The following is a 25,975-nucleotide window of genomic DNA, read 5'->3' on the forward strand; positions in this document are numbered from 1 at the left end:
GTCCTTTGCTAGCCGCCTGTGGCATTGAGCTTCTGGCGATACTGCTCGGCGTCCCAATTGACCAGTTCGTCGTTCTCGGCAGCGGTGAGATAATTCAACCGCGCCGCGACATCGACGCGCGCGGCCACGTCGGCGAGGCAGCGCTGCATGGCGTCGGCGCCGGCGCTGGCGTCGCGGCGCATCAGCACGCCGGCGCCGGGGAACAGGATCGCCATGGGTGCCGTGCCGAGGCGCGCGGCGACCCCCGCCGCATCCTCGCCCGACCTCGCTACGATCGAGCCCTGGCCGAGGAAGATGACATGATCCGGATAGAGGCTGCCGGCCTCCGCCATGCGGCGGCTTTGCGGATCGAGCGCGACCGCATGAGCTTCCAGATCCGCCGGCAATCGGTAGACGCTGTCTGCCGCAAGCGCTGTCAGAGCCCTGACGTCGGGCGCTGCAGTCGCGCGCGCCGGCCGTGCCAACAGCGCGCGGACGCGATTGAGCAGCCTCTGCGCCTCGGCGACGGTTTCGGCGGCGACGACCAGCCCATGATTGCCAAGAATCAGGACATCGACACCAGGCCGCAGTTTCTCGGAAATGCCACGGGCGAGCGGCAGGCCCGGCCGGCAATAGGGCACATAGGCCCATTCGATGCCGCCGAGCCGCCTGGCGACCTCGGCCTCGCCATCGGCCTGCACGGCAAGCGAAATCGTGTCGACGCAGTGGACATGCAAAACCACGCGTTGCGGCATCAAGGCGTGCACCGTGGTTTCGATCGACGGGCGCAGGCCGCGCGTGTTGAGTTCCTCGATGGCGAAGGCCTGCGGCTTGTCGGCGGCGGGATCGCGCTCTTCGACCGCCTCAAGCAGCGGCGCCATTGCCACCGGCACCATGATGTCGTCGCTGAGCGCATCCTTCAGCCAGGTGCCGGAGGCCTTGATCCACAGCGTGTCGCCGGCCTTGAGCGAGGTATTGCCGCCTGCCGCCTGGGTCATATGCGGGTTGAGCCCGATGCTGGCCGAAAGCGCCCGCAAGGCCGCCAGTTCCTGCGAGTCAGCTTGGGTTGCCATGGCGCCTTTCCTTCAACGCTTGCCCGTGATCCCGCCGCTGGGGCCGGTGTTGGCGCTGATATCGCAGATGCGAGCGACTTACGTCAACAGTGATCTACTATCATCAAAACCAGCTTGCAATCTGACTATTGTTGAGTAAGTTGCACCAATTGCCATGGAAAATGGCACTTGGGAGGAAAGAGTTGAGCGACTCCGGCCGCCAGCGTCAGATCGTCGAATTGCTGCGGGACCGCCCGTTCGCCTCGGTGCGCGAGCTGCAGGAGCGGCTTGGCGTTTCGGCGGCGACGGTCAGGCGCGACATAGACCGGATCGACGAGGCCGGCGAGGCGCGCAAGGTCTATGGCGGCATCTCGGCGCTCGACGGCGCATCGCATGCGGGCGTCGCCTATGCCCGGCCCTATGACGAGAACCGTGACCTCGCGGTCGAGGCCAAGCGGCAGATCGCGGCCATCGCGGCGACCATGGTGCGCGACGGCGACGCGGTCATCGTCCATGGCGGCTCGACCTGCTTCCATCTCGGCGTCAAGCTCGCCGAGCGCAACATTCGCCTCTACACCAATTCGATGCCGCTCGCGGCCTATCTCAGCGACCATGGCCATTGCAGCCTGACGGTTGCCGGCGGCGAGCTGCATCGCGAACCCGGCATCATCCATTCGCTGACTCAGGCAACGCCCTTCTACGCCTCGAAATTCTTTCTCGGCGCGCAAGGCCTCAACCAGGAAGGCGTGCTGGAATCGCATCCGCTGCTGGTGCGCTCCATTGTCGATCTCAGCCTCTGCGCCGACCAGATCGTGGTGCTGGCCGACAGCCGCAAACTGTCGATCCACGCGCGCAATGTCGCGCTGCCGCTATCGCGCATCGGCACGCTGATCACCGATGACGGCCTGTCGGATGCCGATGCGCGCATGCTGGAGGATGCCGGCGTCATGTTGCGGATCGCGTCCACCTCGGGAGCCGTGCCGTGAAAGTGGCGGTGCTCGATTTCGGCAAGACCAATTCGAAGCTGTTCGTCTTCGGCCAGGACGGACGCATCCTCGACGAGCGCCGGACCCAGCCGAAATGGACGCGCCAGGACGGCTTCAGCGTGCTCGACGAGGCCACCCTCCACGACTGGGCGCTCGGTGCTGTCACGGACGCGGTCGAAAACCATGGCGTGCAAGGGGTGATGGTGTCGGGCCATGGCTGCACCTTCGCTCTCGTGGACGACGCGGCGCTGACGCATCCGATCCTCGACTACGAGCAGGAGCCGCCGGCCGAAATCGCTGCCCGGATCGATCGTCGCATCCCGGATTTTGCCGAGACGTTCTCGCCCCGCCTGCCGCTCGGCTTCAACTACGGCCGACACATGCTGTGGCTGCAGGAGGTCGATCCCGACGCGTTCGCTGCGGCGAAGTCGATTCTCGGCTACCCCCAATACTGGAGCTGGCGCCTCGGTGGCCGAGCGGTCTCGGAAGTATCCTACCTCGGCTGTCATTCGCATTTGTGGGCGCCGCGCAGCCAGGACTTTTCATCGTTGGTCGATGCCGAGGGGTGGCGCGGCCAGATGCCGGGCTTCGCGCGCGCCGGCGCGGTCATCGGCGAACGGCGCCTTGGCGGAGCGGCACAGCCGATCGCCATCCACAATGGCGTCCACGACTCGAATGCGGCGCTCCATGCCTATCGCCGCCAGGAGCTTGGCCCGCTGACCGTGGTGTCGACCGGCACCTGGGTCGTCGTGCTCAATCCCGACTGCCCGCTGGACGTGCTCGACCGTGACCGCGACATGCTGGTCAATGTCGATGTCGACGGCGGCCCGGTGCCGACCATCCGCTTCATGGGCGGACGTGAATTCGCCGCCATCAGCGGCGGCTGGCAAGGCGCGATCCAGCATGGTGCGGTCCAGCAAGCGATCGACGCCGGCATCATGGCGCTGCCGAGCTTCGCCCCGGGCGGGCCGATGCCGGACCGTCCCGGCCGGCTGGTCGGGCGCACGCCCGATGCCGCAGAACGCGCCGCGGCGGCTCTGCTCTATGTGGCGCTGATGGTCGATCTCTGCCTCGACCTCATCCATTCGCAAAACACCGTCATCGTCGATGGCGGGCTGAACGCTGGTGGACTGCTTGCCGGGCTGTTGGCTGAGCTGCGTCCCGGCCAGGCCTTCCTGCAGGGCGCCACGCTGGAGGGCAGCGCCACGGGCGCGGCGGCGCTTGCCTTCGAGAGCGTCGGGCGCGACTTCGCCGCCGAGGCGCCGGAGCCGGTGCATGCGACGCGCTTCAGAGGCTTAACCGGCTATCGCGACGCCTGGCGCGATCACGTCGGCGGGCAGGCCGCCGCCATCAAGGCCGCGGGTGGTGCACGATGAGCGCGACGGCGCAGAAACAGGCAAGCAGCCATCCTGTGCTGGAGATGCTTCACATCTCCAAGACATTCGGTGCGATCCGCGCCTTGCAGGATGTTTCGCTCACCGTCCATGCCGGCGAGCTGCATGCGCTGATGGGCGAGAACGGCGCCGGCAAGTCGACGCTGATGAAGGTGCTGTCGGGCGCCTATCGGCCGGATGCCGGCGGCGAGATCCTGATCGACGGTGTGCCCGCCGCGACCGGCGATCCGATCAAGGCGCGCGCCGCCGGTATCGCGGTGATCTATCAGGAACTGTCGCTGGCGCCCAATCTGACGGTGGCGCAGAACATCTTCCTCGGCAACGAGCCGCGGCGCTTCGGCATTGTCGACCGCGATCAATGCAGCCGGCGGGCGAACGAAATCATCGCCCGGCTTGGCGTCTCCTTCTCCGCGCGTGCGCTGGTCTCCAGCCTGTCGCTCGGCGAGCGCCAGCTGGTCGAGATCGCCCGTGCCCTGTCGACCAATGCGCGCATCATCGTCATGGACGAGCCGACCACGTCGCTGACGTCGCGCGAGACCGACAGCCTCTTCGAAGTGATCGCGACGCTGAAGGCGCAAGGCATCGCCATCATCTACATCAGCCATCGCATGGAAGAGGTCTACCAGCTCGCCGACCGCGTCAGCGTGCTGCGCGACAGCGGCTATGTCGGCACGCTGGAGCGCGCCGACCTCAACGCTTCGCGGCTGGTCTCGATGATGGTCGGCCGCGATCTCTCCGCCTTCTACAAGAAGGATCATCGCCCTCCGGACGCGAAGCGCGCCATCGCACTCTCGGTGCGCGGCATGTCCGACGGGCGCCTGTTGAAGAACTGCTCGTTCGACCTGCACAAAGGCGAGGTTCTGGCTCTGGCAGGTCTTGTCGGCTCCGGCCGCACCGAACTCGCCCGGCTGATCTTCGGCGCCGACAAGCGCAGCGCCGGCACGCTGGAACTCGACGGCAAACCGATCTCCATTGGCTCGCCGCGCGAAGCGCTCGACGCCGGCATCGCCTACCTCACCGAGGACCGCAAGGAACTCGGCCTGTTCCTCGACATGTCGATTTCCGACAACATCAGCATGGGCGTGCTGGCCAGGGACGCGCTGACCGGCGGATTGCGCGACTTCAGCGCCGCCGAAAGGCGCGCGGCGAAAGCCATTGCGGACCTGTCGATCCGCACCCGCTCGGCGCAGGCCAATGCCGGCTCGCTGTCGGGCGGCAACCAGCAGAAGGTGCTGCTCGCCCGGCTGCTGGAGACCGAGCCGAAAGTCGTCATCCTCGACGAGCCGACGCGCGGCGTCGATGTCGGCGCCAAGTCGGAAATCTACCGGCTGATCGACAACCTCGCCAACCGGGGCATCGCCATCCTGATGATCTCCAGCGAATTGCCCGAGGTGATCGGCGTCGCCGACCGCGTGCTGGTGATGCGCGACGGCGCCATAGCAGGCGAGGTGACGACATCCGGAGGCGAGCCGCTGCGTCAGGAGGCAATCATGGAACTTGCGACGGGAGCGGCCCAGGAATGACCGACAGAACGACGACGAGCGTGGATCAGGCGGCGGTCAGGAGCCGGCGGCTGCGCACGGCCTTCGCGGCGCTCGGCATGCTGCCGGGGCTGGTGCTGCTGGCGGCGGGCTTCCAGTTCATCAATCCGCGTTTCCTCACCGAGACCAATCTGCTCATCGTCACGCAGCAATCGTCGATCAACATCGTGCTCGCGGCCGGCATGACCTTCGTCATCCTGACCGGCGGCATCGACCTGTCGGTCGGCTCCATCCTTGCCGCGTCGGCAATGGTGGCGGTGCTGGTGTCCTTGGTGCCGGACTGGGGCCTGCTCGGCGTGCCGGCGGCCATCCTCGTCGGCCTCGGCTTTGGGCTCGTGAACGGGCTGCTCGTCGCCTATATCAGGCTACCGCCCTTCATCGTCACGCTGGGTTCGCTGACGGCCGTGCGCGGCATCGCCCGCCTGCTCGGGCAGGACACGACGGTGTTCAATTCGGACCTGCCGTTCGACTTCATCGGCAATGGCTCGCTGTTCGGCATCCCCTGGCTGGTCGTCATCGCGCTGTCGGTCGTGGTGCTGTCCTGGCTGGTGCTCAAGCGCACCGTGCTCGGCACCTGGATCTATGCCGTCGGCGGCAATGCCGAGGCAGCGCGGCTGACCGGCATCAAGGTGCCGCTGGTGCTGCTGTTCGTCTATGGCGTGTCCGGCCTGCTCGCCGGCCTCGGCGGCGCCATGTCGGCGGCAAGGCTTTATGCCGCCAACGGCCTGCAACTCGGCCAGTCCTACGAGCTCGACGCCATCGCCGCCGTCATCCTCGGCGGCACCAGCTTCGTCGGCGGCGTCGGCTCGATCTGGGGCACGCTGATCGGCGGCCTGATCATCGCGGTGCTCTCCAACGGGCTCATCTTGGCCGGTGTCTCGGACATCTGGCAGTACATCATCAAGGGATTGGTCATCATCGTGGCGGTCGCCCTCGACCGCTACCGGCTCCAGGCAGGGGCGAGAACGTGAGTGACCTAGTCGCCGGCATCAAAGACCGGCTTGTGTAACGCACCGTGAGAGGCGCGGGGCATCAGGAGGAAGTAAGCGTAATGAAGACCATCGCCAAACTGCTCTGCGGCGCCGCGTTCGCGGCCGTCGCCATCGCGCCGGCATCGGCCAAGGACCTCAACAAGGTCGGCATCTCGGTCGGCCTGCTCGGCAACCCCTTCTTCGTCGCCACCATCAAGGGCATCGAGGACGCGGCCAAGAAGATCAATCCGAAGGTCGAGGTGACGTCGGTATCGGCCGACTATGACCTCAACAAGCAGGTCTCGCAGGTCGATTCCTTCATCGCCGCGGGCGTCGACGTGATCATGCTCAACGCGGTCGACGCCAAGGCGATCGCGCCGGCGGTGAAGAAGGCACAGGCCGCCGGCATCATCGTCGCCGCCTTCGACGTCTCGGCGCCGGGCGCCGACGTCACCGTGATGACCAACAACGTCAAGGCCGGCGAGGAGGCCTGCCAGTATCTGGTCGATCATACCGGCGGCAAGGGCGACTACGTCATCCTCAACGGCCCGGCATCCTCGTCGATCCTGGAGCGGGTCAAGGGCTGCAAGAACGTGCTTTCGCAGCATGCCGATATCAAGATCCTGTCCGACGACCAGAACGCCGAAGGTTCGCGCGACGGCGGCCTGAAGGTGTTCCAGTCGCTGCTCACCCGCTTCGACAAGATCGACGCGGTGTTCGCCATCAACGACCCAACGGCGATCGGCGCCCAGCTTGCCGCCAAGCAGCTCAACCGCTCCGAGTTCATCTTCACCGCGGTCGACGGCGCGCCCGATATCGAAAAGGAGCTCTCTTCCGGCACCTCGATGATCAAGGCCTCGGCCTCGCAGGATCCCTATGTGATGGCCGGCCAGTCGCTGACGATGGCGGCCGAACTGCTTGCCGGCAAGAAGCCGGCCGAGGCCACCGTGCTGCTCGATCCCAAGCTGATCACCGCCGAAAACCTGAAGGACTACAAGGGCTGGACCGCGGCCCGCTGATCACTCCAACAGGCGCGGCCGGATTTGTCCGGCCGCGCCTCTCTTCATCGCCGCAAACCGGAGACGACCATGGCGCGCATCGGAATCCATTCTTTCGTCTGGTCGGCAAGCTCGGCACAGAGCGAGCTTGAACGCACGCTGGCCAACACCAGGGAGGCCGGCTTCGACCTGATCGAATTCTCCTATCTCAACCCGGCCGATGTCGACATTGGCGGGCTTGCCAAACGCATCGCCGATCTCGGCCTCGGCGTGGCGATCAGCATCGGATTGCCTGGTGACGGCGACATATCGAGCGCCGACAAGGCGGTCGCCGCGCGAGGCGTCGAGATCCTCAACCAGACCATCGCGCTGACGCGCGATCTTGGCGGCCGCAAGGTCGCCGGCATCCTGTCGGCCGGCCATGGCCTGCAGATCGAAGCGCCGACGCGCGATCAATGGAACCGCAGCACTGCTGCGCTGGCGAAAGTCGCCGAGACGGCGAAGGCGGCCGGCGTCACGCTCAATCTCGAAATCGTCAACCGCTTCGAAAGCAATCTGCTCAACACCGCCGCGCAAGGTCTCGCCTTCATCGAGGATACCGGCTCGGACAACATCTTCCTGCATCTCGACACGTTCCACATGAACATCGAGGAAGCCGATGTCGGGCTGGCCATCCGCCACGCCGCGGGCAAGATCGGCTATGTCCATATCGGCGAGAGCCATCGGGGTTTCCTCGGCACCGGCAATATCGACTTCGCGGCGATTTTCGATGCGCTGACGGCTATCGGCTATGCCGACGATCTCAGCTTCGAATCCTTCTCCTCGGAGATCGTCGACGAGAACCTGTCGAAGAAGACCGCCATCTGGCGCAATCTGTGGGCCGACAATATGGCGCTCGCCAAGCACGCGCGCGCCTTCATTGGCCTTGGGCTCGAGACGGCGCGGCGCAAGGCGGAACTGGTCTCTGCCCGTCACAAGCCGTAGGGCGGTCGCGGATTTCCCAAGACGCCCAGGCGCGTAAACGCCGCTCGTTGTCGTCGCGCATGCATTGCCGCCGTCCCATGCATCGGCTATCCGACCGCTGCGATACATGAAGCAGAAGGAAACCCGGCATGACCAATAAGACGATCCTCAAATTCGGCGCGATCGAACGCGCGGAAGCCGGCGACCTGCCTGGCTGGGTCGTGGTCGAGGGCCACCCGACCATGCAAACCGCCGTCCAGCACACGACGGAAGACGGCAAGGTGATGTCGGGCACGTGGCGGGCGTCGCCCGGCACCTATCATGCGACCTACACCGACTATGAATTCGTGCACATGATCGCCGGCCGCATCATCATCACGCCCGACGGCGGCACACCTGTCGAAGTCGGCCCGGGCGACGCTTTCGTGGTGGAAGCCGATTTCAAGGGAACCTGGAAGATCGTCGAGCCGGTTACCAAGCATTTCGTCGTCCGGGTGGCCTGAACCAGCCGTCTCGACAGCAGGAGCAGGCAGGTCGGCAATGCGCCGACCTGCAAGTGGCGCGGACCACGCGGTTCAATTCGCAACGCCACCGTCTTTATTTGTATCTGATCTGCTGATACATAACCCCGTGCGACCAGTGCGGGGCCATATGTCGAATGAAATCATGGTCGTCGATCCGCTTGAGCGGCTCGACCTGTTGAAGAGCCTCGCGAGCGAGGTTCGGGTCCGGATTCTCGACCTGCTGCACCGCAAGGGGCCGAAAAACGTCAATCAGGTGGCCGAAGAACTGGGTCTTCCGCAATCGACAATTTCGGCAAACATCCAGGTTCTTGTCGATGTCGGTCTGATCGAGACGAAATCACAGAAGGCGCGCAAGGGAAGCCAGAAGGTCTGTTATTCGACCTTCTCGGAGCTGGTTGTCGTCTTCAAGGACCGCACCCCGGCGCAGGATCTCGGCGTCATAGAAGTGGCGATGCCGCTTGGTCTCTACACAAGATGCGAAGTTTCCGCTCCCTGCGGTCTCTGTTCAAAGGACGGCGTCATCGGACTTCTCGATGTGCCCGATACCTTCCTCGATCCTGACCGTATGCGGGCCGGGCTGCTGTGGTTCACGCGCGGCTTCGTCGAATACCAGTTTCCCAACAATGCGACGCTTGCCAATGCCAAAGTCGGCGGGCTGGAGCTGGCGATGGAGCTTTCGTCCGAGGTGCCGGGCACATCGAAGGACTGGCCATCGGACATCACGGTCGCGATCAACGGACACGAGATCGATACCTGGACGGCGCCGGCCGACTATGGCGACAAGCGCGGCAAGCATACGCCCGGCTGGTGGAAGCTGGCCGGATCGCAGTATGGCGACCTCGCACACTGGCGCGTCACCAACAACGGCACCTATCGCAACAACGACAAGGTTTCCAAATGCTCGCTGGCTGATCTGGAGCTCGAGCGGCACCGCTCGATCCGGATACGTATCGGCGTGAAGGAAGATGCGCGTCACCCCGGCGGCATAAACATCTTCGGCAGCGGCTTCGGCAATTACAGCAACGACATCGTTCTGCGCCTGCTGAAGGCTTGAGAGCATATTTGGCCCTTGACGGCCGAACCAACTCCGCCCTTAACTGACCCACGATCCGGATATAGATCGGAAAGTCGGATTGATAATCCGCAGTGGGAGGGATCATGAAGGCCAGAGTCACGGCGAACGCGGCCTATACCGTCGCGGATATCGACAAGCGTCTCTATGGCTCGTTTCTCGAGCATCTTGGTCGGGCGGTCTACACGGGCATCTACGAGCCCGGACATCCGCAAGCGGACGCACAGGGAATGCGCAAGGACGTGATCGAGCTGGTGCGTGCGCTCGACACGCCGATCTGCCGCTACCCCGGTGGCAACTTCGTGTCCGCCTACAATTGGGAAGATGGCATAGGCCCAAAGGAGAACCGCCCGCGGCGGCTCGATCTTGCATGGCGCACCACGGAGCCGAACCTGGTTGGGATCCACGAATTCGCCGACTGGGCCGAAAAAGCCGGCACCGAGATGATGCTTGCCGTCAATCTCGGCTCCCGCGGCCTCGACGAGGCGCGGGCCTTCGTCGAATACGTCAATCACCCGGGCGGCAGCTACTGGTCAGATCTCAGGGCCAAGAACGGACGCGCGCAACCCTGGAACTGCCGCCTCTGGTGTCTCGGCAATGAAATGGACGGCCCCTGGCAGGTCGGCCACAAGTCGGCGAGCGAATACGGGCATCTCGCCAACGAGACCGCCAAGGCGTTGCGCGGCCTCGACCCGACGGTGGAACTGGTCGTCTGCGGCTCGTCGCATTCCAATATGCCGACTTATCCGCAGTGGGAAGCGACCGTGCTGGAAGCGACGTACGAGCAGGTCGACTACATCTCCCTTCACATGTATTTCGAGAATTACGAGAAGAATACGGCCGAATATCTCGCTCTTCCGGCCAAGCTCGACCGCTACATCGGCACCGTCGCGGGCATCATCGACTACGTGAAGGCCAAGACCCGCTCGAAGCGGGACGTGAAGATCTCCTTCGACGAGTGGAACGTCTGGTACCATCAGCGCAAGCAGGACGCCGAGCGCATGCGCGGCTGGGACTGGCCGGAAGCGCCCAGGCTTTTGGAAGACATCTACAATTTCGAGGACGTGCTGCAGGTCGGCTGCATCCTCAACACCTTCATCCGCCGGTCGGATGTTGTTCGCATCGCCTGCATTGCGCAGCTGGTGAACGTAATCGCGCCGATCATGACCGACCCCGGCGGCAGCGCCTGGCGGCAAACGATCTACTGGCCTTTTATGCTGGCCTCCAGGTACGGCCGCGGCACCGCGCTGCAACTCGCGGTCGAGGTGCCTACCTATGACGCGGCCGTAGCCGACAAGGTGCCGTGGCTCGACATCGCAGGCGTGCACAATTCGAACGCCGGCACGCTGACCTTCTTCGCAATCAATCGGCATGGGTCCGAGACGATAGAGGCCGAAATCGCCCTCGAGCGGTTCGCCGCCAAGTCCATCGAGCACACGATCATCCGTCATGACGATCTTGCGGCCTGCAACACCAAGGACGCGCCGGACAACGTAGCACCGGTCAAAGGCAACGGGGCAACGCTCAACAGCAAGGGAATGGCGCTGAACTTGCCGCCGCACTCCTACTCGATGGTGCGTGTGACGCTTTGAGTTAATATCCTGATATCGGATACATATCGTAAAATCCGTTGCGGGCGGATCGGTTTGGTGTAGCATTGAAACGTTCAAGGCGGATCTAACCGCCGTACTCGGGAGGAAGCTGAGATGAACTTTCGCAGGATGATGGCCATAGCGGTGGTTGCGGCCGGAGGAATCTGGGCCGTCGCGGCCCAGGCCGAAGAAACCGTCATGTGGTGGGATTTCCTCGGCGGCGGCGACGGTGTGCGCATGAAGCAGATGATCGCCGACTTCAACGCCGCCCACACCGGCAAGATCAAGATCGACGCCACGACGCTGGAGTGGGGCACGCCCTTCTACTCGAAGGTGCAGACCTCCGCCGCGGTCGGTGAGGCGCCAGACGTCATGACCTATCATGCCAGCCGTATCCCCCTGGCGGTGAGCCAGGACATTCTCGAAGAAATCACCGCCGACGACATGAGCAAGATGGGCCTCTCGGCCTCGGACTTCGCCCAGACGACGATGGGCGCCGTGACGGTCGACGGCAAGCAATACGCAGTGCCGCTCGATACCCATCCGATCGTCCTGTACTACAATCGCGTCCTCCTGAAGAAGGCAGGCGTGCTCGGCGACGACGGCCGTCCCGTGGGCATGAAAAACAAGGAGGAATTCACCGCGACACTGCAGAAGTTGAAGGATGCCGGCGTCGAGTTCCCGCTGGGCAGCGTCACCGCCGACGGCAACTTCATGTACCGCACCATCTATTCGCTGGTGTGCCAGCAAGGCGGCGAGCTTCTGACGGGCAACGAATTCCTCGCAGGCGACAACGGCAAGAAGCTGGCGAACGCGTTGGCGGTTCTGCAAGGGTGGACGAAGGCCGGGCTGCAGTCGACCTATACGGACTATCCAGCAACCGTCGCCCTGTTCACCTCGGGCAAGGCCGCAATGATGATCAACGGCGTCTGGGAAGTTCCCACGATGACCGACCTCGCCAAGCAAGGCAAGCTGTTCGACTGGGGCGCCGTCGAGATCCCGGTGATCTTCGACAAACCGTGCACCTATGCGGACAGCCATTCGTTCGCAATCCCGAAGAACAAGGGCAAGGAGCTCAGCCCGGAAAAGCGTGCCGCCGTTCTCGAGGTGATCTCATGGATCGACAAGCACTCGCTGTTCTGGGCCACGGCAGGCCACATCCCGGCATACAAGCCAGTCACCGAGTCGGCCGAATACAAGGCAATGCAGCCCAATGCGACCTACTCGACGCTGACGGCCAACATGATCTTCGATCCGAAGTCGACCAAGGCCGGTGTCGCCGGGCCGATCTTCGACATCATGTCCAATTATTTCGTGCCGACCCTCAACGGCGAGATGGACCCAGGCGAGGCGGTGAAATCTATCAAGGAAGAGCTGAACAGCATGTAGGGCTCAAAGGCTGGGACCGCCCGCCCAGGGCCGCCCCAGCCGTGTTCGAGGAAGAGCCATGCTTCGCAACTCCCGCACTGAACGTCTTGTCGCGCTGGTGCTGGTCGCTCCCTTCCTGGCGATCTACCTGCTGGCGTTCGTCTATCCGACGGTCCAGATGTTCCGCATCTCCTTCACCGATGCGCCGCTGATCGGCGCGGGTCGGTGGGTTGGCCTCGACAACTATCTGCGGCTCGACAACGACCCGATGTTCCGGCGCGCGGTCTGGAACACCGCTTACTTCGTGCTGATGACGGTCGTCCCCGGGACGCTCATCGCCCTTTTGATCGCGCTTGGCGTGTCGCGCCTCAAGGGCCGGTTCCAGTCGATCGTGCTGGCGCTGTTTTTCCTGCCCTACATTTTGCCGGTGTCGGTCGTCTATCTGATCTGGGACTGGACGCTGAATTTCCAGTTCGGGATCGCGATGCATGTGCTGGACTGGCTGGGAATCCCGCGCGTACCGGTCTTCAAGTCGCGCGTCTGGTTCTTGCCGGCGGTGGCCGGGGTGACGATCTGGTGGACCGCGGGCTTCTCGATCCTCCTCTTCCTCGCCGGACTGAGGTCCATACCAGTGGAGATCTACGAAGCCGCCGCACTCGACAACTCGACGCGATGGATCACGTTCCGGCGTATCACCTGGCCACTGCTATGGCCGGTTACCTCGCTGGTGTTGACCATCCAGCTCATCCTGCAGCTCAAGATCTTCGACCAGGTCTATCTGTTCTCGTTCGGCGGCCGGCCGAACGACAATATGGTCCTCGTCTATTACATCTTCCAAAAGGCCTTCCAGCAGAACCAGGGAGGCAGGGCGGCGGCTGTCGCCGTTACCCTCTTCGTGCTTGTGGTGGTCGTCTCGGTCCTGCAATTCCAACTGCTCCGGTTCGCCGAAAGGCGGCGCCGATGAACGCCATGGCTGCGCAACGCTGGAATTTCTGGGGCGGGATCATCACGGCGCTGACGCTCGTCTGGGCCATCCTATGGGCATTCCCGCTCTATTGGGGGGTGATCTCATCGCTCAAACCGGACGACGAGGTCGTCCGGCCTTACATCGAACTCTGGCCCGAGACGCCGACGCTGGAGAACTACATTAGCGCCGTGACCACCACACAGATCGGCGCCTGGTACGTTAATTCGGTGGCGGTCGCGGTCGGCGTAACGGTCATCACCATCTTCATCTCGATGCTGTGCGGCTACGCGATCTCGCAGTTGCGGTTCCCGGGGCGCATCGCGCTGTGGTGGCTGATCCTCGCCTCCTTCATGGTTCCGACTTCGGCATTGATCATCAATCATTTCGTGCTGGTCGCCAACCTTGGCCTGCTCAACAGCTGGGCCGGGATCATGTTGCCGCAGCTTATCCACCCCGTCATCATCATCGTGTACAAGCAGTTCTTCGATCAGGTCCCGAAGGATTTCCGCGAGGCCGCGGTCATGGACAATGCGTCTGAATTCGGGATCCTCTTCAAGATCTACATGCCGATGAACTGGGGGGTAACGACGGCGCTGTCGATCGTCTGCTTCATCTGGACGTGGAACGCGTTCTTGTGGCCGTTCCTCTCGGTGACCCGCACCGAGATGATGACGATCACCGTCGGCATCACGCAGGTCAACGACGCCTTCGGTGTCTACTACGCGCGCCAGCTGTCGGCAGCCGTACTGGCCGGCCTGCCGGTGGCACTGGCCTACCTCTGCTTCCAGCGCCGGGTAACCGAAGCGATAACGCTCTCGGCAGGTATCAAGGGCTAAAGCGCCAGCAAGTGCACCGCAATGCCGGAGGGCACGATCGCCGCTGGGCAGGTTCAGGCCCCGTCAGCGCCCGCGTGCCAGGCCGATCCGTCCGCGGCGAAGAGATGCAGGGCCGTGGTGTCGAACTTCAGCCGAACGGCGTCGCCCGGTTTGACGCTCGAAAGCCCGCGATCCTGTGCCGTAACCTGCGTCCCATCCGCGAGCCGTGCGTAGACGAGCGTTCGCTCGCCAAGGCGCTCGACAACGGTGGCCGTGGCGGATGTTTCATTGCCCTCCGCGACGACCGTCAGCGATTCCGGCCGCACGCCGAGTTCGCGCCAATCCCTGTTGACCGGCGCGCCGGGAAGTTCGACCAGCGATCCGTCGGTCAAGCGCGCATTGAGCCTGTCACCCGAGCCCGAAACCGTAACGGGCAGAATGTTCATCGCGGGTGACCCGACGAAGGTCGCGACGAATCGCGACGCCGGACGCGCATAAACATCGACGGGTCTGCCCATCTGCTCTATCCGGCAATTGTTGAGGATCACAATACGGTCGGCGAGCGTCATCGCTTCCACCTGGTCGTGGGTGACGTAGATCATCGTCGACTTCAAACGCTGATGCAGTTCGGCAAGCTCGACGCGTGTACGGGCTCGAAGTGCTGCGTCCAGATTGGAGAGTGGCTCGTCGAACAGGAATGCCTTGGGCTCCTTGACGATCGCTCGCCCGATGGCGACGCGCTGGCGCTGCCCGCCGGAGAGCTGCGACGGCCGCCGCTGGAGCAGCGCTTCGATCTCCAGGATACGCGCAGCCTCGGCGATGCGTTGGCGTATGACATCGGGCGCGACCCGGATGTTCCTCAGCCCGAAGGCCATGTTCTCCGCGACTGTCATATGCGGGTAAAGCGCGTAGTTCTGGAAGACCATCGCAACGTTGCGCCTGCCCGGCGCAAGGTTCTCCGAGCGCACTCCGTCGATCGTCAGCGTGCCCTGGTCTATGCTTTCGAGGCCGGCGATCATGCGCAGCAGCGTCGTCTTGCCGGAACCGGACGGACCGAGAAACACGACCAGTTCTCCCGGCTCGATGTCCAGACTCACGTCGCGGATCACTTCGACTGAGCCAAAGTGCTTCGATACGCCCGAAAGCGCGATTCCCGTCATGCTTGCGATCCCTTCTTTCCTACATAATTTCGGATAAATACCCGATGTCAAGGAACTAAGGGCGCCGAGCCGATCAGGCGGCCCAAACGCCGCATTGACCTGGCCAGGCATCGGCAGTCTCTTAGGGTCGCCCTTGGTGTTCAACGACTGGTCGAGGAAACGACAGATGCATCGGCGAGGTTTTCTGGCAGCAGGTCTTGCGACGATTTTTGTGGGCGAGCGTGCCGCTGCGCAGATGAAGATGGACGACATGCCGGGCATGAATATGGGCGGTCACGCGGGCCATGACATGGGCACCGCGCCGCAAGGCACGGTGGTTCTGCCCGAGGGCGAGGCGTTGCGCGAATTGCCCCTGCTGGCGAACGAAGCCGGCAGGCCGGGTCTGTTCAAGGCGACGCTGACGGCCGGGTCCGCCACGGCGCGTTTTGCGGAGGGACTGGACACGCCGATCCTCGCTTACAACGGCACCAGCCCCGGGCCTCTGATCGAGGCCGTGGAGGGCGACCGCGTCGAGATCACCTTCGCCAACCGGATCGCGAACGAGGCAAGCACCATCCACTGGCACGGCATGCCGGTGCCGGCCGATCAGGACGGCAATCCGATGGACCAGGTCGCCACCGGCACCGATCGCACCTACAGTTTCGATCTGCCGGAAGGCAGCGCCGGCTCTTATTGGTATCACCCGCATCCGCACGGCAAGACCGCCGAGCAGGTCTATCGCGGCCTTGCCGGCGTGTTCGTGGTCAAGCCGAAGGCCGATCCGATCCCGGCCGCCTATGGCGATACCGTGCTGGTTTTCACCGACCTGCGCCTTGCGGCCGATGGCACCTTGCCCGACAACACGATGACGGACCTGATGAACGGGCGCGTCGGCGACCATGTGTTGGTCAACGGGCAGAAGAATCCCACACTGGCGGTGTCCTTTGGCGCGAAACGGCGCTTCCGGCTCTACAATGCGACCAACGCGCGCTTTCTGCGGCTTTCCTTCGACGGCGCGGCGATGACGATCATCGGAACGGATGGCGGTCTGCTGGAGGCCCCGGTGGCTGCCGGCGACATCCTGCTCAGCCCGGCGGAACGGCTTGAACTGGTCGTGTCTTTCGACAAGCCCGGCGCGGCCGCGCTTGCCACGCTGGACTATGACCGCGGCTGGATGGGTCCCGGGCGCCCTGCCGATGCCGGGCTGACGCTGCTGACGGTCAATGTCTCGGAGACGCCGACCGGGCCTGTCCCGCCACTGCCCGACAGGCTGCGGCCGATCGCGCAACTCGGCGCTCCGGCGGTCAGCCGCCGCTTTGTCTTCACCGAAACCATGGCCATGAACGCCGGCGGCATGGAGATGGGCTTTCTGATCAATGGCGCCGCCTTCGACATGCAGCGCATCGACGTCGTCGCCAAGGCTGGTCAGGTCGAACTCTGGGAGATCGTCAACGAGGCGGACATGGATCATCCATTCCATGTGCATGGGACGCAGTTCCAGGTGGTCGAGCACGAACGCGGCGGCACCATGTCAAAGCCGGCCTATCGCGCCTGGAAAGACACCGTCAATGTCGCGCGCGGGGAGACGGTAAGGCTGCTGCTGCGGCAGGACCGGCCGGGGTCGAGGATGTATCACTGCCACATCCTCGAGCATGAGCAGCTCGGCATGATGGGCGTCGTCGACGTGCAGGCATAGTCCGGCGTGGCGGCGCTCTATGGCGCACTGTTCCTCAGCGCCTTCCTCGCCGCAACCGTCCTGCCGGTTTCGTCGGAGGCGGTGCTCGCCGGCCTGATCGTCTCGGGTCGCGGTGACCCTTGGCTCATCCTTGTGGTGGCGACGATCGGCAACACGCTCGGCTCCGTGGTGAACTGGGTTCTGGGGCGTGGCATCGACGGGCTGCACAACAGGCGCTGGTTTCCAGTCGCCACGGATCGCTATGAGCAGGCATGCCGAACGTTCCGGCGCTTTGGCGAATGGACACTGTTGTTTACCTGGCTGCCGGTCGTGGGAGATGCTCTCACCCTTGCCGCGGGCGCCGCATGCGTGAATCTCGGCGTGTTCGTCGCTCTTGTCGCAACCGGCAAGGCTGCCGGACGAACGCCCACACCGGTTTCTACGATCTCGGCCTCGCCAAAGGCCGGATGGAGGGCATAGGCGGCACCCAGCTGCTCCATCATCGAATGCGCCGTGACCGGTCCGGCGGACTGGCTTTCAATCATCGTCGCGCCGATCATGAACTGCATGTCCGCACGCAGCACCGCATAAAGCGGAAAGCGCGGATGCAGCAGCCTGACCGGGCGCGACAGCGACACATCAGGCGTGCGCAAGGATCAGCATTTCGCCGCGAACGCCGCGCAGCCTGTCATCGACGGCGGCCATTCCTGTGCAGTCGATCCGGCGATCGAAACCGGAACCATGCCGGGCGGACCGTCAGGCGACGTAGTTTAACGTTAGCGCGGCGCGCCCTGATGCGATGTCCGGGTAGCGTCGTAGGCGCACGGGATCGGTCGCTCCATCGCTGCCACCTTTTGATGATCGTGCGCACCACGTTGTGGCAGAAATCCCGAGTCCTATGTCATTTTCGCCAGGCTCTTCAGCCGGTAGACTGAACTCGACGTTTCAAAACGATGGCCTGTGCTTGCGGCGCCCTGTTTGTACCGGGTGAATCGCTCGGAATTGGTACCGGTTAAGCGCATTGAGCCGGTGCATCCAGCGGAGAAGCATTGTGCAGAACTGCTTCGTTGAACACCACTATAAGACAATCGGCGGGCACCGCCTGTTCCTGCGGGAGGCCGGCCCGGCCGACGCACCGGTGCTGCTCCTGCCGCATGGCTATCCCTGCTCGTCATACCAGTTCCGCCGCCTCATGCCAGCGCTTGCCGATCGTTGGCGGACCGTGGCATTCGATTGGCCCGGCTTCGGTTACAGCGATACGCCCGACCCGGCCGCGTTCGACTACGACTTCGACGCTTACGAAAGCGTGCTGACGGCAGTCGTAGACCATTTTGGCTTGCACCGTTATGTGCTGTGGCTTCATGATTACGGCTCGCAGATCGGCCTGCGCCACGCGATCGCCCATCCCGACCGTATCGCCGCACTCATTCTTCAGAATGGTGACATCTACGAGGATGTGCTTGGCCCGAAGTACAAGACCATCAAGGAATGGTGGGCGGACAAGAGTGATGAGAAGCACCGCCCGCTCGAGAAGGCGGTGAGCGAGGAAGGCTTCCGCGCAGAGTTCGTCGGGGAAGTGTCCAACGAGGTAGCCGCACGAGTCCCGCCCGACCTGTGGAAGCTGCACTGGCCGCTCATGGACAACGCAGTGCGCCGACAGGTGGCGGTCGGGCTGATGGAGAAGCTGGAGGCGAACCTCGCCTGGTTCCCGCGCTATCAGGCGTACCTTCGCGACCATGGTCCGCCGACGCTGATCGTTTGGGGGCCAGAGGACGGCTATATGCCCGCCGAGTCCGCGCGAGCCTATCTCCGCGACCTGCCCGATGCAGAACTGCACCTGGTTCAGGGGGCTGGCCACTGGCTTCTGGAAACCCATTTCGACGCGGTACTGCCGCTGGTTCGCGACTTTCTCGCCCGTCATCATGCTTGACGGCCGCGCCGTCCCGGCCAGTTCGGCGGCGCCTGCACAAGGGAGACTGCCATGCCGACCAAACCAACCATCGCCCGCATTTGGCGCGGCCGCACCCGCCCGGAAATTGCCGACGAATACGAGCTCTATATCCGCGCCGAAGGCATTTCGCCGCTGGAGAAGACCGCGCTCGGCGTTCAACTCTTTCGCGAAGATCGCGACGAAGAAGTCTGGTTCACTACCATCTCCTACTGGGCCGACATGGAGGCGATGAGTGATTTCACCAAGGGAGAGCCGACCAAGGTCCATCACCTCGGTCGCGACCCCGAACTTCTCATTGCGCTGCCCGAACGTATCGAGATCCATCAGATTCTCGTCGACGAACAGGGTCTTCGCTGACCCATCCTCCAAGGAGAGTAGAATGCCCACGATCCCGAGCGTCGCGCGTAGCTGGCGAGCCCGCACCCGTCGAGACGTCGCCGACGAATATGAGCCCTATCTGAGCAAGGGTGGGATCCCGCCACTGAAGGAAACCGCGCTCGGTTTCCAGCTCTTCCGTGAGGATCTGGAGAAAGAGACGTGGTTCACCTTTGTCTCCTACTGGGCCGACATGGAGGCGATGAGTGATTTCACCAAGGGAGAGCCGACCAAGGTCCACCTGCTTCCTCGCGACGATGAATACTTGATCGAGAAGCCCGATCGAGTGGAGATTTGCCTTATCCTCGTCGATGAGCAGGGTCTGCGCTGATGCTTCGGCCGCGCTGCCGGCGGTTCATCCGCGCAAGGTGACCAGTTCCGTACCGGACCGAACCGCTCGCAGCCAGCAACAGGAGAAGAGGATGACACCAAAAATTCTCGATCGGAGTGATGGGGCCCGCTCGGCTTCCCAGTCGCTGGGTTTGCCGCTGAATATCGGGACGCATGCCCGTGCAGAGCGCCAGGTCGACCTCGCCGCCGTCTGTGCCCGTTTGGGGATGAGGGCAATTGGTCAGATTCTTGATTTGCTAGGAAAAGGGTGAGCAATGACTGAAATCGTTTCTGAAATCATGCTGACGGTCGACGGTGCGGCGCGCGGCGAGAAATCGCCAGCCTACTACGGCTACACTGGACCCGAATTCATGGAATGGTTGGCTCAGAATAACGCGCAGCCCCATCGCACCCTGATCGGCCGCAAGACCCTTGATGCCTTGAGCAGCATACCTGCGGCCTATCAAGATGATGACTATCGCCGGATGACCGAAAATCCGGGTTGGGCCGTTTCCTCCAGGCTCAGCCATGTGAGCTGGCCGGGCCTGACGGTGCTGGGTTCCGGATTCCTCGATACGATCCGTGCAGAGCGCGCGGGCGATGGTGCTGAAATCCGGACGATGGGAAGCCTATCAATCGTCCGCCAGCTTCTTGCGGCGAATCTGCTGGACCGGCTGCGCCTGATCTACTGCCCGCTGATCCTGCCACAGTCCGGCGTCGAGCCCTTTTTCAAGGGGATGCCGGACCAGAAATTCAAACTGGGGGATCATCGGATCCTCGATGGCGAGGTCCTCGTGCTCGACTACCGGCCCGATGGCGCGCCACATTATGCGTGATGGCGCGGAGTCCGCGATGACGACCTGATGGTCGTTCACCCCGGCCGGATCGGACCGTCTGCAGGCCGCTCATGCCGCCGTTATCGCCGCTGCCGCAGTCCCTGAAAGGAGGCAAGACCATGCCCAAGTTCGTCACGATCGGATATGGCGACCGAGCCGGCTACGACCGCACGCCCCAGCCGCTCAGAGACGCCGCGCATGCTCAGGACGCAAAACTGCGGTCCGAAGGCGCCGTGATGGGGATCGCCGGTACTCCGGTCCAAGTCCGCAATCCAGAAGCGCGCGGCATGGAAACTCTCGACGGTCCCTTCATGTCGTCAGCCCTGCCGATCGCGGGCTTCGCCATCATCGAAGCCACCGACCTCGCCGACCCCATCGGGAAGGTTTCACTCGTGCCATGCGCGGTTACGCACGGCGTCGTCGAAGTCTGGCCGTTGAAAGAGACGCCCTGATCCGCGCCAGCGGGGATCGCTGATGCCGGGTTTCGCGGCGTCTCCCGATCGCGGCGATCGCTCATTCTTCGGATGTCCACACAGGAGCGAACGAGACGCCCCGAAGGCCGGAGCCGCGGACCTGCTCAACGAAACTACCGGTGACATAGACGGCTGAGGCCCGTCGCGGCAGCTTGAAGATTTCGGCGGTTCCGATGACGTCCCTTTTGAACACATGCTGCTCGATATCGAGGATGTCGCCATCGTCGAAATAGACGATGCTCGATTTCTCCTTGTCGAGGGCGTCGAGGACGGTGGTGACGTTGAACAGCCAGACGTCCTCGCCCTTCAGCGGCAGAAGCTGCCCGTATTGGGTCAGCACCGGCGCCAGCGCTTCGACGGCGGGCTGCTTCAGGATCGGCGCATGCTCGCCCAGCCAGGGGAAATCGGAGTAGCTCGGTTCCTCCGCTTCTTCCTCCGCCTCCACCATTCTCATGACGGGGAGAGCCCAATCCTGGATGACGCGTCCGTCCATCGCGAAGAAGGTCTCGAACTCATCGTCATCGACCGGGAAAATCCATTCCTGATTTTCAAAGACGGCGAACTTGTAGATCGTCATTGTCATTGCTTGACCCTCCCGGCGGTCAAAACTCCGCATGCATCTCGCGAAACAGCCGTGGCGTGATGCCGAACCGGCGCTCGAAGGCTTCGCAAAAGCGTGTTGCGGGCGAAAGGCCGACCTCGGCAGCCACCGATTTCAAGGAAAGCCCGCGGCACAGCAGCATGCGGGCGGCATCGAGGCGGGCCGCCTCGATGAAGCGGGCCGGCGTCTCGCCGGCGGCTGCAACGAACTTGCGATGGAACGTCCGCTCGCTGAGCCCGGCGCGCTCTGCCAGCTTGGGAACATCCAGCGGCGAACTGAGGTTTGCCAATATCCAGGCGATCAGGTCCGCGAAGGGACTGTCGGCTTTCACCTGCGCGTGGAGCAGCGGGCTGAACTGCGACTGGTAGCCAGGACGCCGTGCATAGAGTACCAGCCGCTTGGCGACGGCGCCGGCAATATCGGCCGACAGATCCTGCGCGACCATGGCGAGCGCCATGTCGATGCCGGTGGTGACTCCGGCTGAGGTCCATAGCCGGCCATCGACGACGTAGAGGGAATCCGGATCGACGGTGACGGACGGGAAGGCCGCGGCCAGCGGCGCGCAGGCATCCCAGTGGGTAGCTACGCGATGACCGTCGAGCAGCCCGAGCCTTGCAAGGATGATGACGCCCGAACAGACCGATCCGAACCGCTGCGCCTTGCCGGCAAGATCCGGAAGCCAGACGGACCAGGCGGAATCCGCCAGAACCGGCAGCAGGTGTTCGCTTTCAGCGCCGGCGACAAGAAGCGTATCGACCGCCTCGCAGGCGCATTCGTCCAGGCTTCGCGTATGAACGGCGACGCCGCTGCTGCTCGTCACCGGTCCACCTGCTGGCGATGCCAGGTCGATCGCATAGAAAGGCGGCTTGCCGCTGAGGCCCAGAGCGCGGTTGGCGCTGGTGAAGACCGAGATCGGCCCGGACGTGTCGAGCAGTTCGAAGCCGGGATACACGGTGAACACGAGGCGATGCATTGGCGGAAAATACGATCTTTCTGTCATTTCCGCCAGAGGGCGGGCCCGATACCTTGTGATGGCGGCATTGCAGATCGGAGCGCCGGATGTTGACGCGCTATCTTCTCCTCGCAGGCTTGGCGCTCGCCGCCGTGTCGTTGGCGGGTTTCGGCCTTTGGCTGGCAAGCTTGCCGGCCATGCCTGTTGCCGCCGCGCCATCGCCCGTTCCGCAGGCGGAAATGGATGCCATGCTGGCGGCATTGAAGCCGCCGAAGCGGGCTAGGCCGGTTGTTGCGGTCGTCGGCATCAACGACGCCACGGAGACGACGGACTATTTGATGCCCATCGGAATCCTGCGCCGGGCTGACATCGCCGACGTAATGGCCCTTTCGACCGAGCCCGGCCCGGTCAAACTTTATCCGGCGCTCACCGCCGAGGCCGATGCCACGATCGAGGCCTTCGACGAACTCCACCCCGAGGGAGCCGACTATGTGATCGTTCCGGCGATGAGCCGCGACGATGACCCTGTCGTCACGGCCTGGCTGCGCAAGCAGGCGCAGGGCGGAGCCGTCATCATCGCCGTCTGCGCCGGCGCGAAGGTTCTCGCCGCCGCCGGACTGCTCGACGGCCGCCGAGCGACCACCCATTGGTACTATCTCGGGGATCTGCTGAAGCGCCACCCGTCGATCCGCTACGTTACCGACCGGCGCATGGTGATGGACCGCGGCGTCGGCACGACGACAGGCATCACGGCCTCGATGCCGATGATGCTGACCTTGATCGAGGCGATTGCCGGCCGGAACAAGGCGGAAGCGGTTGCCGGCGATCTCGGGCTGGACGGTTGGGGTCCCCGCCATGACAGCGGCGCCTTCCGCCTGACCCGCCCTTTCGCCACGACCGTGCTGGGCAATCGCCTTGCCTTCTGGAACCGCGATCGTTTCGGCATGGCGCTCGAGCCGGGGATGGATGAAGTCTCGCTCGCGCTCGTCGCTGACGCCTGGTCGCGCACCTATCGTTCGAGCGTCACGCCCTTCGCAGCATCGCCCGCGGCCGTGACGACACGCAACGGCGTGCGTCTCCTTCCGGACAAGGTTACTGCGGCCTGGTCTGGTGAGCGGCTGATGCTGGACAAGCGGCCGGCGGAGACCCTGGACAGCGCATTGCAGGACATCGGCGCCCGCTATGGGCAAGGCACTGCCGATGCCGTCGCCATGCAGCTCGAATATCCGCAACAGGGGAGAGGGCCATGAAGGCATTGATCGCGGGGGCTGGGATCGGCGGATTGACGACTGCCCTCTTCCTGCACCGGGCCGGGATCGAAGTGGAGATTTTCGAACGCGCCGAGGCGGTGCGGGAACTGGGCGTCGGCATCAATATGCTGCCGCACGCCGTCGGCCTTCTGGCTGAGCTCGGGTTGATGGACGACCTCGACGCAGCGGGAATCCGCACGCGCGAGCTGATCTATGCGAACAGGTTCGGCCAGATCGTCTGGCGGGAGCTGCGCGGCATCGATGCGGGCCATACTGTGCCGCAGTTCAGCATCCATCGCGGCAGGCTGCTGGGCCTGATCCATCAGGCTGTCGTCGACCGGTTGGGGCAGGATATCATCCATACCGGTTGCAGCGTGACAGGCTTCGAGCAGGAGGGGAGCAAGGTCACCGCTTTCCTGTCCGAAGCCGGTAGGGCCTTGCAGGCGGGAGGCGACCTGCTGATTGGCGCTGACGGCATTCATTCGGCCGTGCGCGCAGCGCTTTATCCGGAGGAAGGCCCGCCGGTCTGGAACGGCGTCATGCTCTGGCGCGGCGCTACGCGCTGGCCGACATGGCGGGACGGCCGCACCATGGCGATCGCTGGCGGCAACCATGCAAAGTTCGTCTTCTATCCGATCGGCGAGGATCCGGACGATCCGGACATGCGCCTCACCAACTGGGCCGTGATGGCTCGCAGCCACGTGCCGCAGGCCGGACGCTTCACCCTTGGGGACTGGAGCCGACCGGGGAAATTCGCGCAGGTCATGCCCTTCGTGCGCGATCGTTTCCGCCTGGATTACGTCGATCCGGCCGAGATCATCAGCGCCACCGGCGCGTTCTATGAATATCCCAACTGTGACCGGGAGCCGCTGCCGCACTGGTCGTTCGGGCGCGTCACCCTGCTGGGAGATGCCGCCCATCCCATGTATCCCGTCGGCTCGAACGGCGCGAGCCAGGCGATCCTCGACGCCCGCTCGCTGGCGGAGCATCTGCGAACCCATACGTCAGTCGAGGCGGCGCTCGGTGCCTACGACAGCGCGCGCCGTCCGCCCACATCGCAAATCGTCCTGTCGAACCGCAGGGGCGGGCCGGAAGGCGTGATCGATCTCGTCGAGGCGCGCGCACCCAATGGTTTCGACGATATCGAGGCGGTCGCATCCCACGCGGAACGCGAGCAGGTCGTTCGTGGCTACGCGAGCCTTGCGGGGTTTGCCGCGGGCAATCCGCAAGGCGAGGCTGGAGCGAAGGATTCCGAACCATCATAAGGGTGGAACCATGAACGACCGCACGAAACAGCTCCTATTCCTTGTCGCCGGGACGGCCCTCTTCGTGGCCACTTCGCTGGTCCATGCCGGTATCGTCGCTTCCGGTTTCGAGCACGCGCGCGCCATGGTCGCCGAGGGCGTGATCGCGGTGGTCCTGGGCATCGGCCTGCTGGCATCCCTAATCTGGCCGGCGTATGCCGCGGCCGTGGCCCTTTCCGTTCAGGCCTTCGCGCTTCTCGGCACGCTGGTCGGCGCATTTACGATCGCGGTCGGGGTCGGCCCGCAGACACGCGGCGACATCGCGTTCCATGCCGCGCTGCTCCTTGTCCTGGCGGCCGCAATTTTCGTTGCCTGGAAAGCGTGGCGACGATGACACGCGGGCTGGGGCTGCTCCGCGAAGACGAAAGGATGGTCCGCAACGTCGGATGGCGCCAATCTCATTCGTCCTTTCTCATCGAAACATCTTCCGAATCTAAAGGAGGACAGGAAATGAATATCAATCGGCGGGGAACACTCGGTTTGCTGGGCGCCGCGGTGGCGTTGCCAGGCGCGGCGTGGTCGCAGGCGACTGGAGACGAAACGGAGAACCATCTCAAAGAGGCTCTGGACGCCGGGCATGCGCCGGGCCTGGTCGGCCTCGTGGCGCACGGCAAGGAGCTACGAACCATCGTCCTCGGCCGCATGGCGATCGACGGCCCGCCGATGCAGCGGGACTCGATCTTCCGCATCGCCTCCATGACCAAGCCGGTCACGGCCGTGGCGACGATGATGCTCGTCGCCGACGGAAAATTGAAGCTCGACGAGCCGGTCGAGCGGCTCTTGGCCGAACTTGCCGATCGCAAGGTGCTGCGCAACCTCGACGGCCCGGTAGACGATACCGTCCCGGCAAAGCGCGCCATCACCGTC

At 63.9% G+C, this 25,975-nt stretch carries 27 protein-coding genes and 2 pseudogenes; 24 read left to right on the top strand and 5 right to left on the bottom strand.

The window, feature by feature from the left end; translation table 11 throughout:
* Positions 1-8: 8 nt before the first annotated feature.
* The gene (locus JG747_RS07515; RefSeq protein WP_202361487.1) at positions 9-1,052 is read right to left on the bottom strand and encodes a class II aldolase/adducin family protein; all 1,044 of its coding nucleotides are present in this window, start codon (positions 1,050-1,052) and stop codon (positions 9-11) included.
* 182 nt (positions 1,053-1,234) lie between these two features.
* On the opposite strand from JG747_RS07515, the gene JG747_RS07520 reads away from it, so the two are divergent.
* The 12 genes from JG747_RS07520 to JG747_RS07575 all read left to right on the top strand — a co-directional run bounded on the left by JG747_RS07520 (position 1,235) and on the right by JG747_RS07575 (position 14,243).
* The gene (locus JG747_RS07520) at positions 1,235-2,017 is read left to right on the top strand and encodes a DeoR/GlpR family DNA-binding transcription regulator (protein WP_027047453.1); all 783 of its coding nucleotides are present in this window, start codon (positions 1,235-1,237) and stop codon (positions 2,015-2,017) included.
* Entirely contained in the window at positions 2,014-3,393 is a 1,380-nt protein-coding gene (locus JG747_RS07525; protein WP_202361488.1) for a carbohydrate kinase, read from the top strand. The genes JG747_RS07520 and JG747_RS07525 overlap by 4 nt, the downstream gene beginning before the upstream one ends.
* The gene (locus tag JG747_RS07530; protein ID WP_202361489.1) at positions 3,390-4,934 is read left to right on the top strand and encodes a sugar ABC transporter ATP-binding protein; all 1,545 of its coding nucleotides are present in this window, start codon (positions 3,390-3,392) and stop codon (positions 4,932-4,934) included. Before JG747_RS07525 ends, JG747_RS07530 begins: the two co-directional genes overlap by 4 nt.
* Positions 4,931-5,923, top strand: coding sequence for an ABC transporter permease subunit (locus tag JG747_RS07535; RefSeq protein WP_202361490.1), 993 nt, complete (start codon positions 4,931-4,933; stop codon positions 5,921-5,923). Before JG747_RS07530 ends, JG747_RS07535 begins: the two co-directional genes overlap by 4 nt.
* A gap of 80 nt (positions 5,924-6,003) precedes the next feature.
* On the top strand, positions 6,004-6,942 hold the full coding sequence (locus JG747_RS07540; protein WP_027047452.1) for an ABC transporter substrate-binding protein: 939 nt from the start codon (positions 6,004-6,006) through the stop codon (positions 6,940-6,942).
* 69 nt (positions 6,943-7,011) lie between these two features.
* Positions 7,012-7,905, top strand: a complete 894-nt coding sequence (locus tag JG747_RS07545) for a sugar phosphate isomerase/epimerase family protein (protein ID WP_019861503.1) — start codon at positions 7,012-7,014, stop codon at positions 7,903-7,905.
* A 128-nt stretch (positions 7,906-8,033) separates the two neighbouring features.
* Entirely contained in the window at positions 8,034-8,387 is a 354-nt protein-coding gene (locus JG747_RS07550; RefSeq protein ID WP_202361491.1) for a cupin domain-containing protein, read from the top strand.
* Positions 8,388-8,535: 148 nt separating this feature from the next.
* Entirely contained in the window at positions 8,536-9,462 is a 927-nt protein-coding gene (locus JG747_RS07555; protein ID WP_038653432.1) for an ArsR/SmtB family transcription factor, read from the top strand.
* A gap of 104 nt (positions 9,463-9,566) precedes the next feature.
* Positions 9,567-11,072 carry an arabinosylfuranosidase ArfA gene (gene arfA, locus JG747_RS07560; protein ID WP_244748345.1) on the top strand — a complete coding sequence of 502 codons (1,506 nt, stop codon included), beginning with the start codon at positions 9,567-9,569 and terminating at the stop codon, positions 11,070-11,072.
* A gap of 114 nt (positions 11,073-11,186) precedes the next feature.
* Positions 11,187-12,461, top strand: coding sequence for an extracellular solute-binding protein (locus JG747_RS07565; protein WP_020629056.1), 1,275 nt, complete (start codon positions 11,187-11,189; stop codon positions 12,459-12,461).
* 58 nt (positions 12,462-12,519) lie between these two features.
* Positions 12,520-13,404, top strand: a complete 885-nt coding sequence (locus tag JG747_RS07570) for a carbohydrate ABC transporter permease (RefSeq protein ID WP_202361492.1) — start codon at positions 12,520-12,522, stop codon at positions 13,402-13,404.
* Positions 13,401-14,243: a carbohydrate ABC transporter permease gene (locus JG747_RS07575; protein ID WP_019861495.1), complete on the top strand. Its 843-nt coding sequence runs from the start codon at positions 13,401-13,403 to the stop codon at positions 14,241-14,243. Before JG747_RS07570 ends, JG747_RS07575 begins: the two co-directional genes overlap by 4 nt.
* Before the next feature lie 53 nt (positions 14,244-14,296).
* On the opposite strand, the gene JG747_RS07580 is transcribed toward JG747_RS07575, so the two are convergent.
* Positions 14,297-15,382 carry an ABC transporter ATP-binding protein gene (locus JG747_RS07580; RefSeq protein WP_019861494.1) on the bottom strand — a complete coding sequence of 362 codons (1,086 nt, stop codon included), beginning with the start codon at positions 15,380-15,382 and terminating at the stop codon, positions 14,297-14,299.
* A 166-nt stretch (positions 15,383-15,548) separates the two neighbouring features.
* On the opposite strand from JG747_RS07580, the gene JG747_RS07585 reads away from it, so the two are divergent.
* A complete protein-coding gene (locus tag JG747_RS07585) occupies positions 15,549-17,057 on the top strand; it encodes a multicopper oxidase family protein (RefSeq protein ID WP_027047450.1) in 1,509 nt (502 codons plus the stop codon).
* Positions 17,058-17,063: 6 nt separating this feature from the next.
* Positions 17,064-17,516 carry a YqaA family protein gene (locus JG747_RS07590; protein ID WP_202361493.1) on the top strand — a complete coding sequence of 151 codons (453 nt, stop codon included), beginning with the start codon at positions 17,064-17,066 and terminating at the stop codon, positions 17,514-17,516.
* Here the strand turns inward: JG747_RS07590 and JG747_RS36835 are convergent.
* Positions 17,450-17,786, bottom strand: a pseudogene (locus tag JG747_RS36835) (FAD-dependent oxidoreductase); the annotation flags it as partial. The gene JG747_RS07590 and the pseudogene JG747_RS36835 sit on opposite strands and share 67 nt — an antisense overlap.
* A gap of 301 nt (positions 17,787-18,087) precedes the next feature.
* Between JG747_RS36835 and JG747_RS07595 the strand changes: the two are divergent.
* The 6 genes from JG747_RS07595 (at position 18,088) to JG747_RS07620 (ending at position 20,980) form a co-directional block, all read left to right on the top strand.
* Positions 18,088-18,966 (top strand): alpha/beta fold hydrolase, encoded by an 879-nt coding sequence (locus tag JG747_RS07595; RefSeq protein ID WP_019861488.1) that lies wholly within the window; start codon positions 18,088-18,090, stop codon positions 18,964-18,966.
* Positions 18,967-19,017: 51 nt separating this feature from the next.
* Positions 19,018-19,344 (top strand): antibiotic biosynthesis monooxygenase family protein, encoded by a 327-nt coding sequence (locus JG747_RS07600; RefSeq protein WP_019861487.1) that lies wholly within the window; start codon positions 19,018-19,020, stop codon positions 19,342-19,344.
* A gap of 22 nt (positions 19,345-19,366) precedes the next feature.
* Positions 19,367-19,693 (top strand): hypothetical protein, encoded by a 327-nt coding sequence (locus JG747_RS07605; protein ID WP_202361494.1) that lies wholly within the window; start codon positions 19,367-19,369, stop codon positions 19,691-19,693.
* 91 nt (positions 19,694-19,784) lie between these two features.
* Positions 19,785-19,964 carry a hypothetical protein gene (locus tag JG747_RS07610; RefSeq protein ID WP_202361495.1) on the top strand — a complete coding sequence of 60 codons (180 nt, stop codon included), beginning with the start codon at positions 19,785-19,787 and terminating at the stop codon, positions 19,962-19,964.
* 3 nt (positions 19,965-19,967) lie between these two features.
* Entirely contained in the window at positions 19,968-20,528 is a 561-nt protein-coding gene (locus JG747_RS07615; RefSeq protein WP_019861485.1) for a dihydrofolate reductase family protein, read from the top strand.
* A gap of 119 nt (positions 20,529-20,647) precedes the next feature.
* Entirely contained in the window at positions 20,648-20,980 is a 333-nt protein-coding gene (locus JG747_RS07620; RefSeq protein WP_027047449.1) for a hypothetical protein, read from the top strand.
* Between the two features lie 61 nt (positions 20,981-21,041).
* Here JG747_RS07620 and JG747_RS07625 read toward each other — a convergent pair whose 3' ends face one another.
* Together JG747_RS07625 and JG747_RS07630 are read right to left on the bottom strand one after the other, a co-directional pair.
* A complete protein-coding gene (locus tag JG747_RS07625) occupies positions 21,042-21,584 on the bottom strand; it encodes an imm11 family protein (protein WP_202361496.1) in 543 nt (180 codons plus the stop codon).
* Between the two features lie 19 nt (positions 21,585-21,603).
* Positions 21,604-22,602, bottom strand: coding sequence for a GlxA family transcriptional regulator (locus JG747_RS07630; protein ID WP_032920767.1), 999 nt, complete (start codon positions 22,600-22,602; stop codon positions 21,604-21,606).
* A 59-nt stretch (positions 22,603-22,661) separates the two neighbouring features.
* Between JG747_RS07630 and JG747_RS07635 the strand changes: the two genes are divergently transcribed.
* The 4 genes and pseudogenes from JG747_RS07635 to JG747_RS37760 form a co-directional block, all read left to right on the top strand.
* On the top strand, positions 22,662-23,804 hold the full coding sequence (locus JG747_RS07635) for a DJ-1/PfpI family protein (protein ID WP_202361497.1): 1,143 nt from the start codon (positions 22,662-22,664) through the stop codon (positions 23,802-23,804).
* Positions 23,801-25,069 (top strand): flavin-dependent oxidoreductase, encoded by a 1,269-nt coding sequence (locus tag JG747_RS07640; protein ID WP_202361498.1) that lies wholly within the window; start codon positions 23,801-23,803, stop codon positions 25,067-25,069. The genes JG747_RS07635 and JG747_RS07640 overlap by 4 nt, the downstream gene beginning before the upstream one ends.
* Positions 25,070-25,079: 10 nt before the next feature.
* Positions 25,080-25,442 (top strand): hypothetical protein, encoded by a 363-nt coding sequence (locus JG747_RS07645; RefSeq protein WP_202361499.1) that lies wholly within the window; start codon positions 25,080-25,082, stop codon positions 25,440-25,442.
* Positions 25,443-25,558: 116 nt separating this feature from the next.
* Positions 25,559-25,969, top strand: a pseudogene (locus JG747_RS37760) (serine hydrolase domain-containing protein); the annotation flags it as partial.
* Positions 25,970-25,975: the final 6 nt, after the last annotated feature.

The sequence above is a fragment of the Mesorhizobium sp. 131-3-5 genome, from assembly GCF_016756575.1.
In the GTDB taxonomy this organism is placed as follows: Bacteria; Pseudomonadota; Alphaproteobacteria; order Rhizobiales; family Rhizobiaceae; genus Mesorhizobium; species Mesorhizobium jarvisii.

What these genes read in the sequence shown, in the direction of transcription:
- JG747_RS07515 (WP_202361487.1), bottom strand. Translation starts at nt 1,052, where the DNA reads ATGGCAACCCAAGCTGACTCGCAGGAACTGGCGGCCTTGCGGGCGCTT.
- JG747_RS07530 (WP_202361489.1), top strand. Translation starts at nt 3,390, where the DNA reads ATGAGCGCGACGGCGCAGAAACAGGCAAGCAGCCATCCTGTGCTGGAG.
- JG747_RS07535 (WP_202361490.1), top strand. Translation starts at nt 4,931, where the DNA reads ATGACCGACAGAACGACGACGAGCGTGGATCAGGCGGCGGTCAGGAGC.
- JG747_RS07540 (WP_027047452.1), top strand. Translation starts at nt 6,004, where the DNA reads ATGAAGACCATCGCCAAACTGCTCTGCGGCGCCGCGTTCGCGGCCGTC.
- JG747_RS07545 (WP_019861503.1), top strand. Translation starts at nt 7,012, where the DNA reads ATGGCGCGCATCGGAATCCATTCTTTCGTCTGGTCGGCAAGCTCGGCA.
- JG747_RS07550 (WP_202361491.1), top strand. Translation starts at nt 8,034, where the DNA reads ATGACCAATAAGACGATCCTCAAATTCGGCGCGATCGAACGCGCGGAA.
- JG747_RS07555 (WP_038653432.1), top strand. Translation starts at nt 8,536, where the DNA reads ATGTCGAATGAAATCATGGTCGTCGATCCGCTTGAGCGGCTCGACCTG.
- arfA (WP_244748345.1), top strand. Translation starts at nt 9,567, where the DNA reads ATGAAGGCCAGAGTCACGGCGAACGCGGCCTATACCGTCGCGGATATC.
- JG747_RS07565 (WP_020629056.1), top strand. Translation starts at nt 11,187, where the DNA reads ATGAACTTTCGCAGGATGATGGCCATAGCGGTGGTTGCGGCCGGAGGA.
- JG747_RS07570 (WP_202361492.1), top strand. Translation starts at nt 12,520, where the DNA reads ATGCTTCGCAACTCCCGCACTGAACGTCTTGTCGCGCTGGTGCTGGTC.
- JG747_RS07575 (WP_019861495.1), top strand. Translation starts at nt 13,401, where the DNA reads ATGAACGCCATGGCTGCGCAACGCTGGAATTTCTGGGGCGGGATCATC.
- JG747_RS07580 (WP_019861494.1), bottom strand. Translation starts at nt 15,382, where the DNA reads ATGACGGGAATCGCGCTTTCGGGCGTATCGAAGCACTTTGGCTCAGTC.
- JG747_RS07585 (WP_027047450.1), top strand. Translation starts at nt 15,549, where the DNA reads ATGCATCGGCGAGGTTTTCTGGCAGCAGGTCTTGCGACGATTTTTGTG.
- JG747_RS07600 (WP_019861487.1), top strand. Translation starts at nt 19,018, where the DNA reads ATGCCGACCAAACCAACCATCGCCCGCATTTGGCGCGGCCGCACCCGC.
- JG747_RS07605 (WP_202361494.1), top strand. Translation starts at nt 19,367, where the DNA reads ATGCCCACGATCCCGAGCGTCGCGCGTAGCTGGCGAGCCCGCACCCGT.
- JG747_RS07610 (WP_202361495.1), top strand. Translation starts at nt 19,785, where the DNA reads ATGACACCAAAAATTCTCGATCGGAGTGATGGGGCCCGCTCGGCTTCC.
- JG747_RS07615 (WP_019861485.1), top strand. Translation starts at nt 19,968, where the DNA reads ATGACTGAAATCGTTTCTGAAATCATGCTGACGGTCGACGGTGCGGCG.
- JG747_RS07620 (WP_027047449.1), top strand. Translation starts at nt 20,648, where the DNA reads ATGCCCAAGTTCGTCACGATCGGATATGGCGACCGAGCCGGCTACGAC.
- JG747_RS07625 (WP_202361496.1), bottom strand. Translation starts at nt 21,584, where the DNA reads ATGACAATGACGATCTACAAGTTCGCCGTCTTTGAAAATCAGGAATGG.
- JG747_RS07630 (WP_032920767.1), bottom strand. Translation starts at nt 22,602, where the DNA reads ATGACAGAAAGATCGTATTTTCCGCCAATGCATCGCCTCGTGTTCACC.
- JG747_RS07635 (WP_202361497.1), top strand. Translation starts at nt 22,662, where the DNA reads ATGTTGACGCGCTATCTTCTCCTCGCAGGCTTGGCGCTCGCCGCCGTG.
- JG747_RS07640 (WP_202361498.1), top strand. Translation starts at nt 23,801, where the DNA reads ATGAAGGCATTGATCGCGGGGGCTGGGATCGGCGGATTGACGACTGCC.
- JG747_RS07645 (WP_202361499.1), top strand. Translation starts at nt 25,080, where the DNA reads ATGAACGACCGCACGAAACAGCTCCTATTCCTTGTCGCCGGGACGGCC.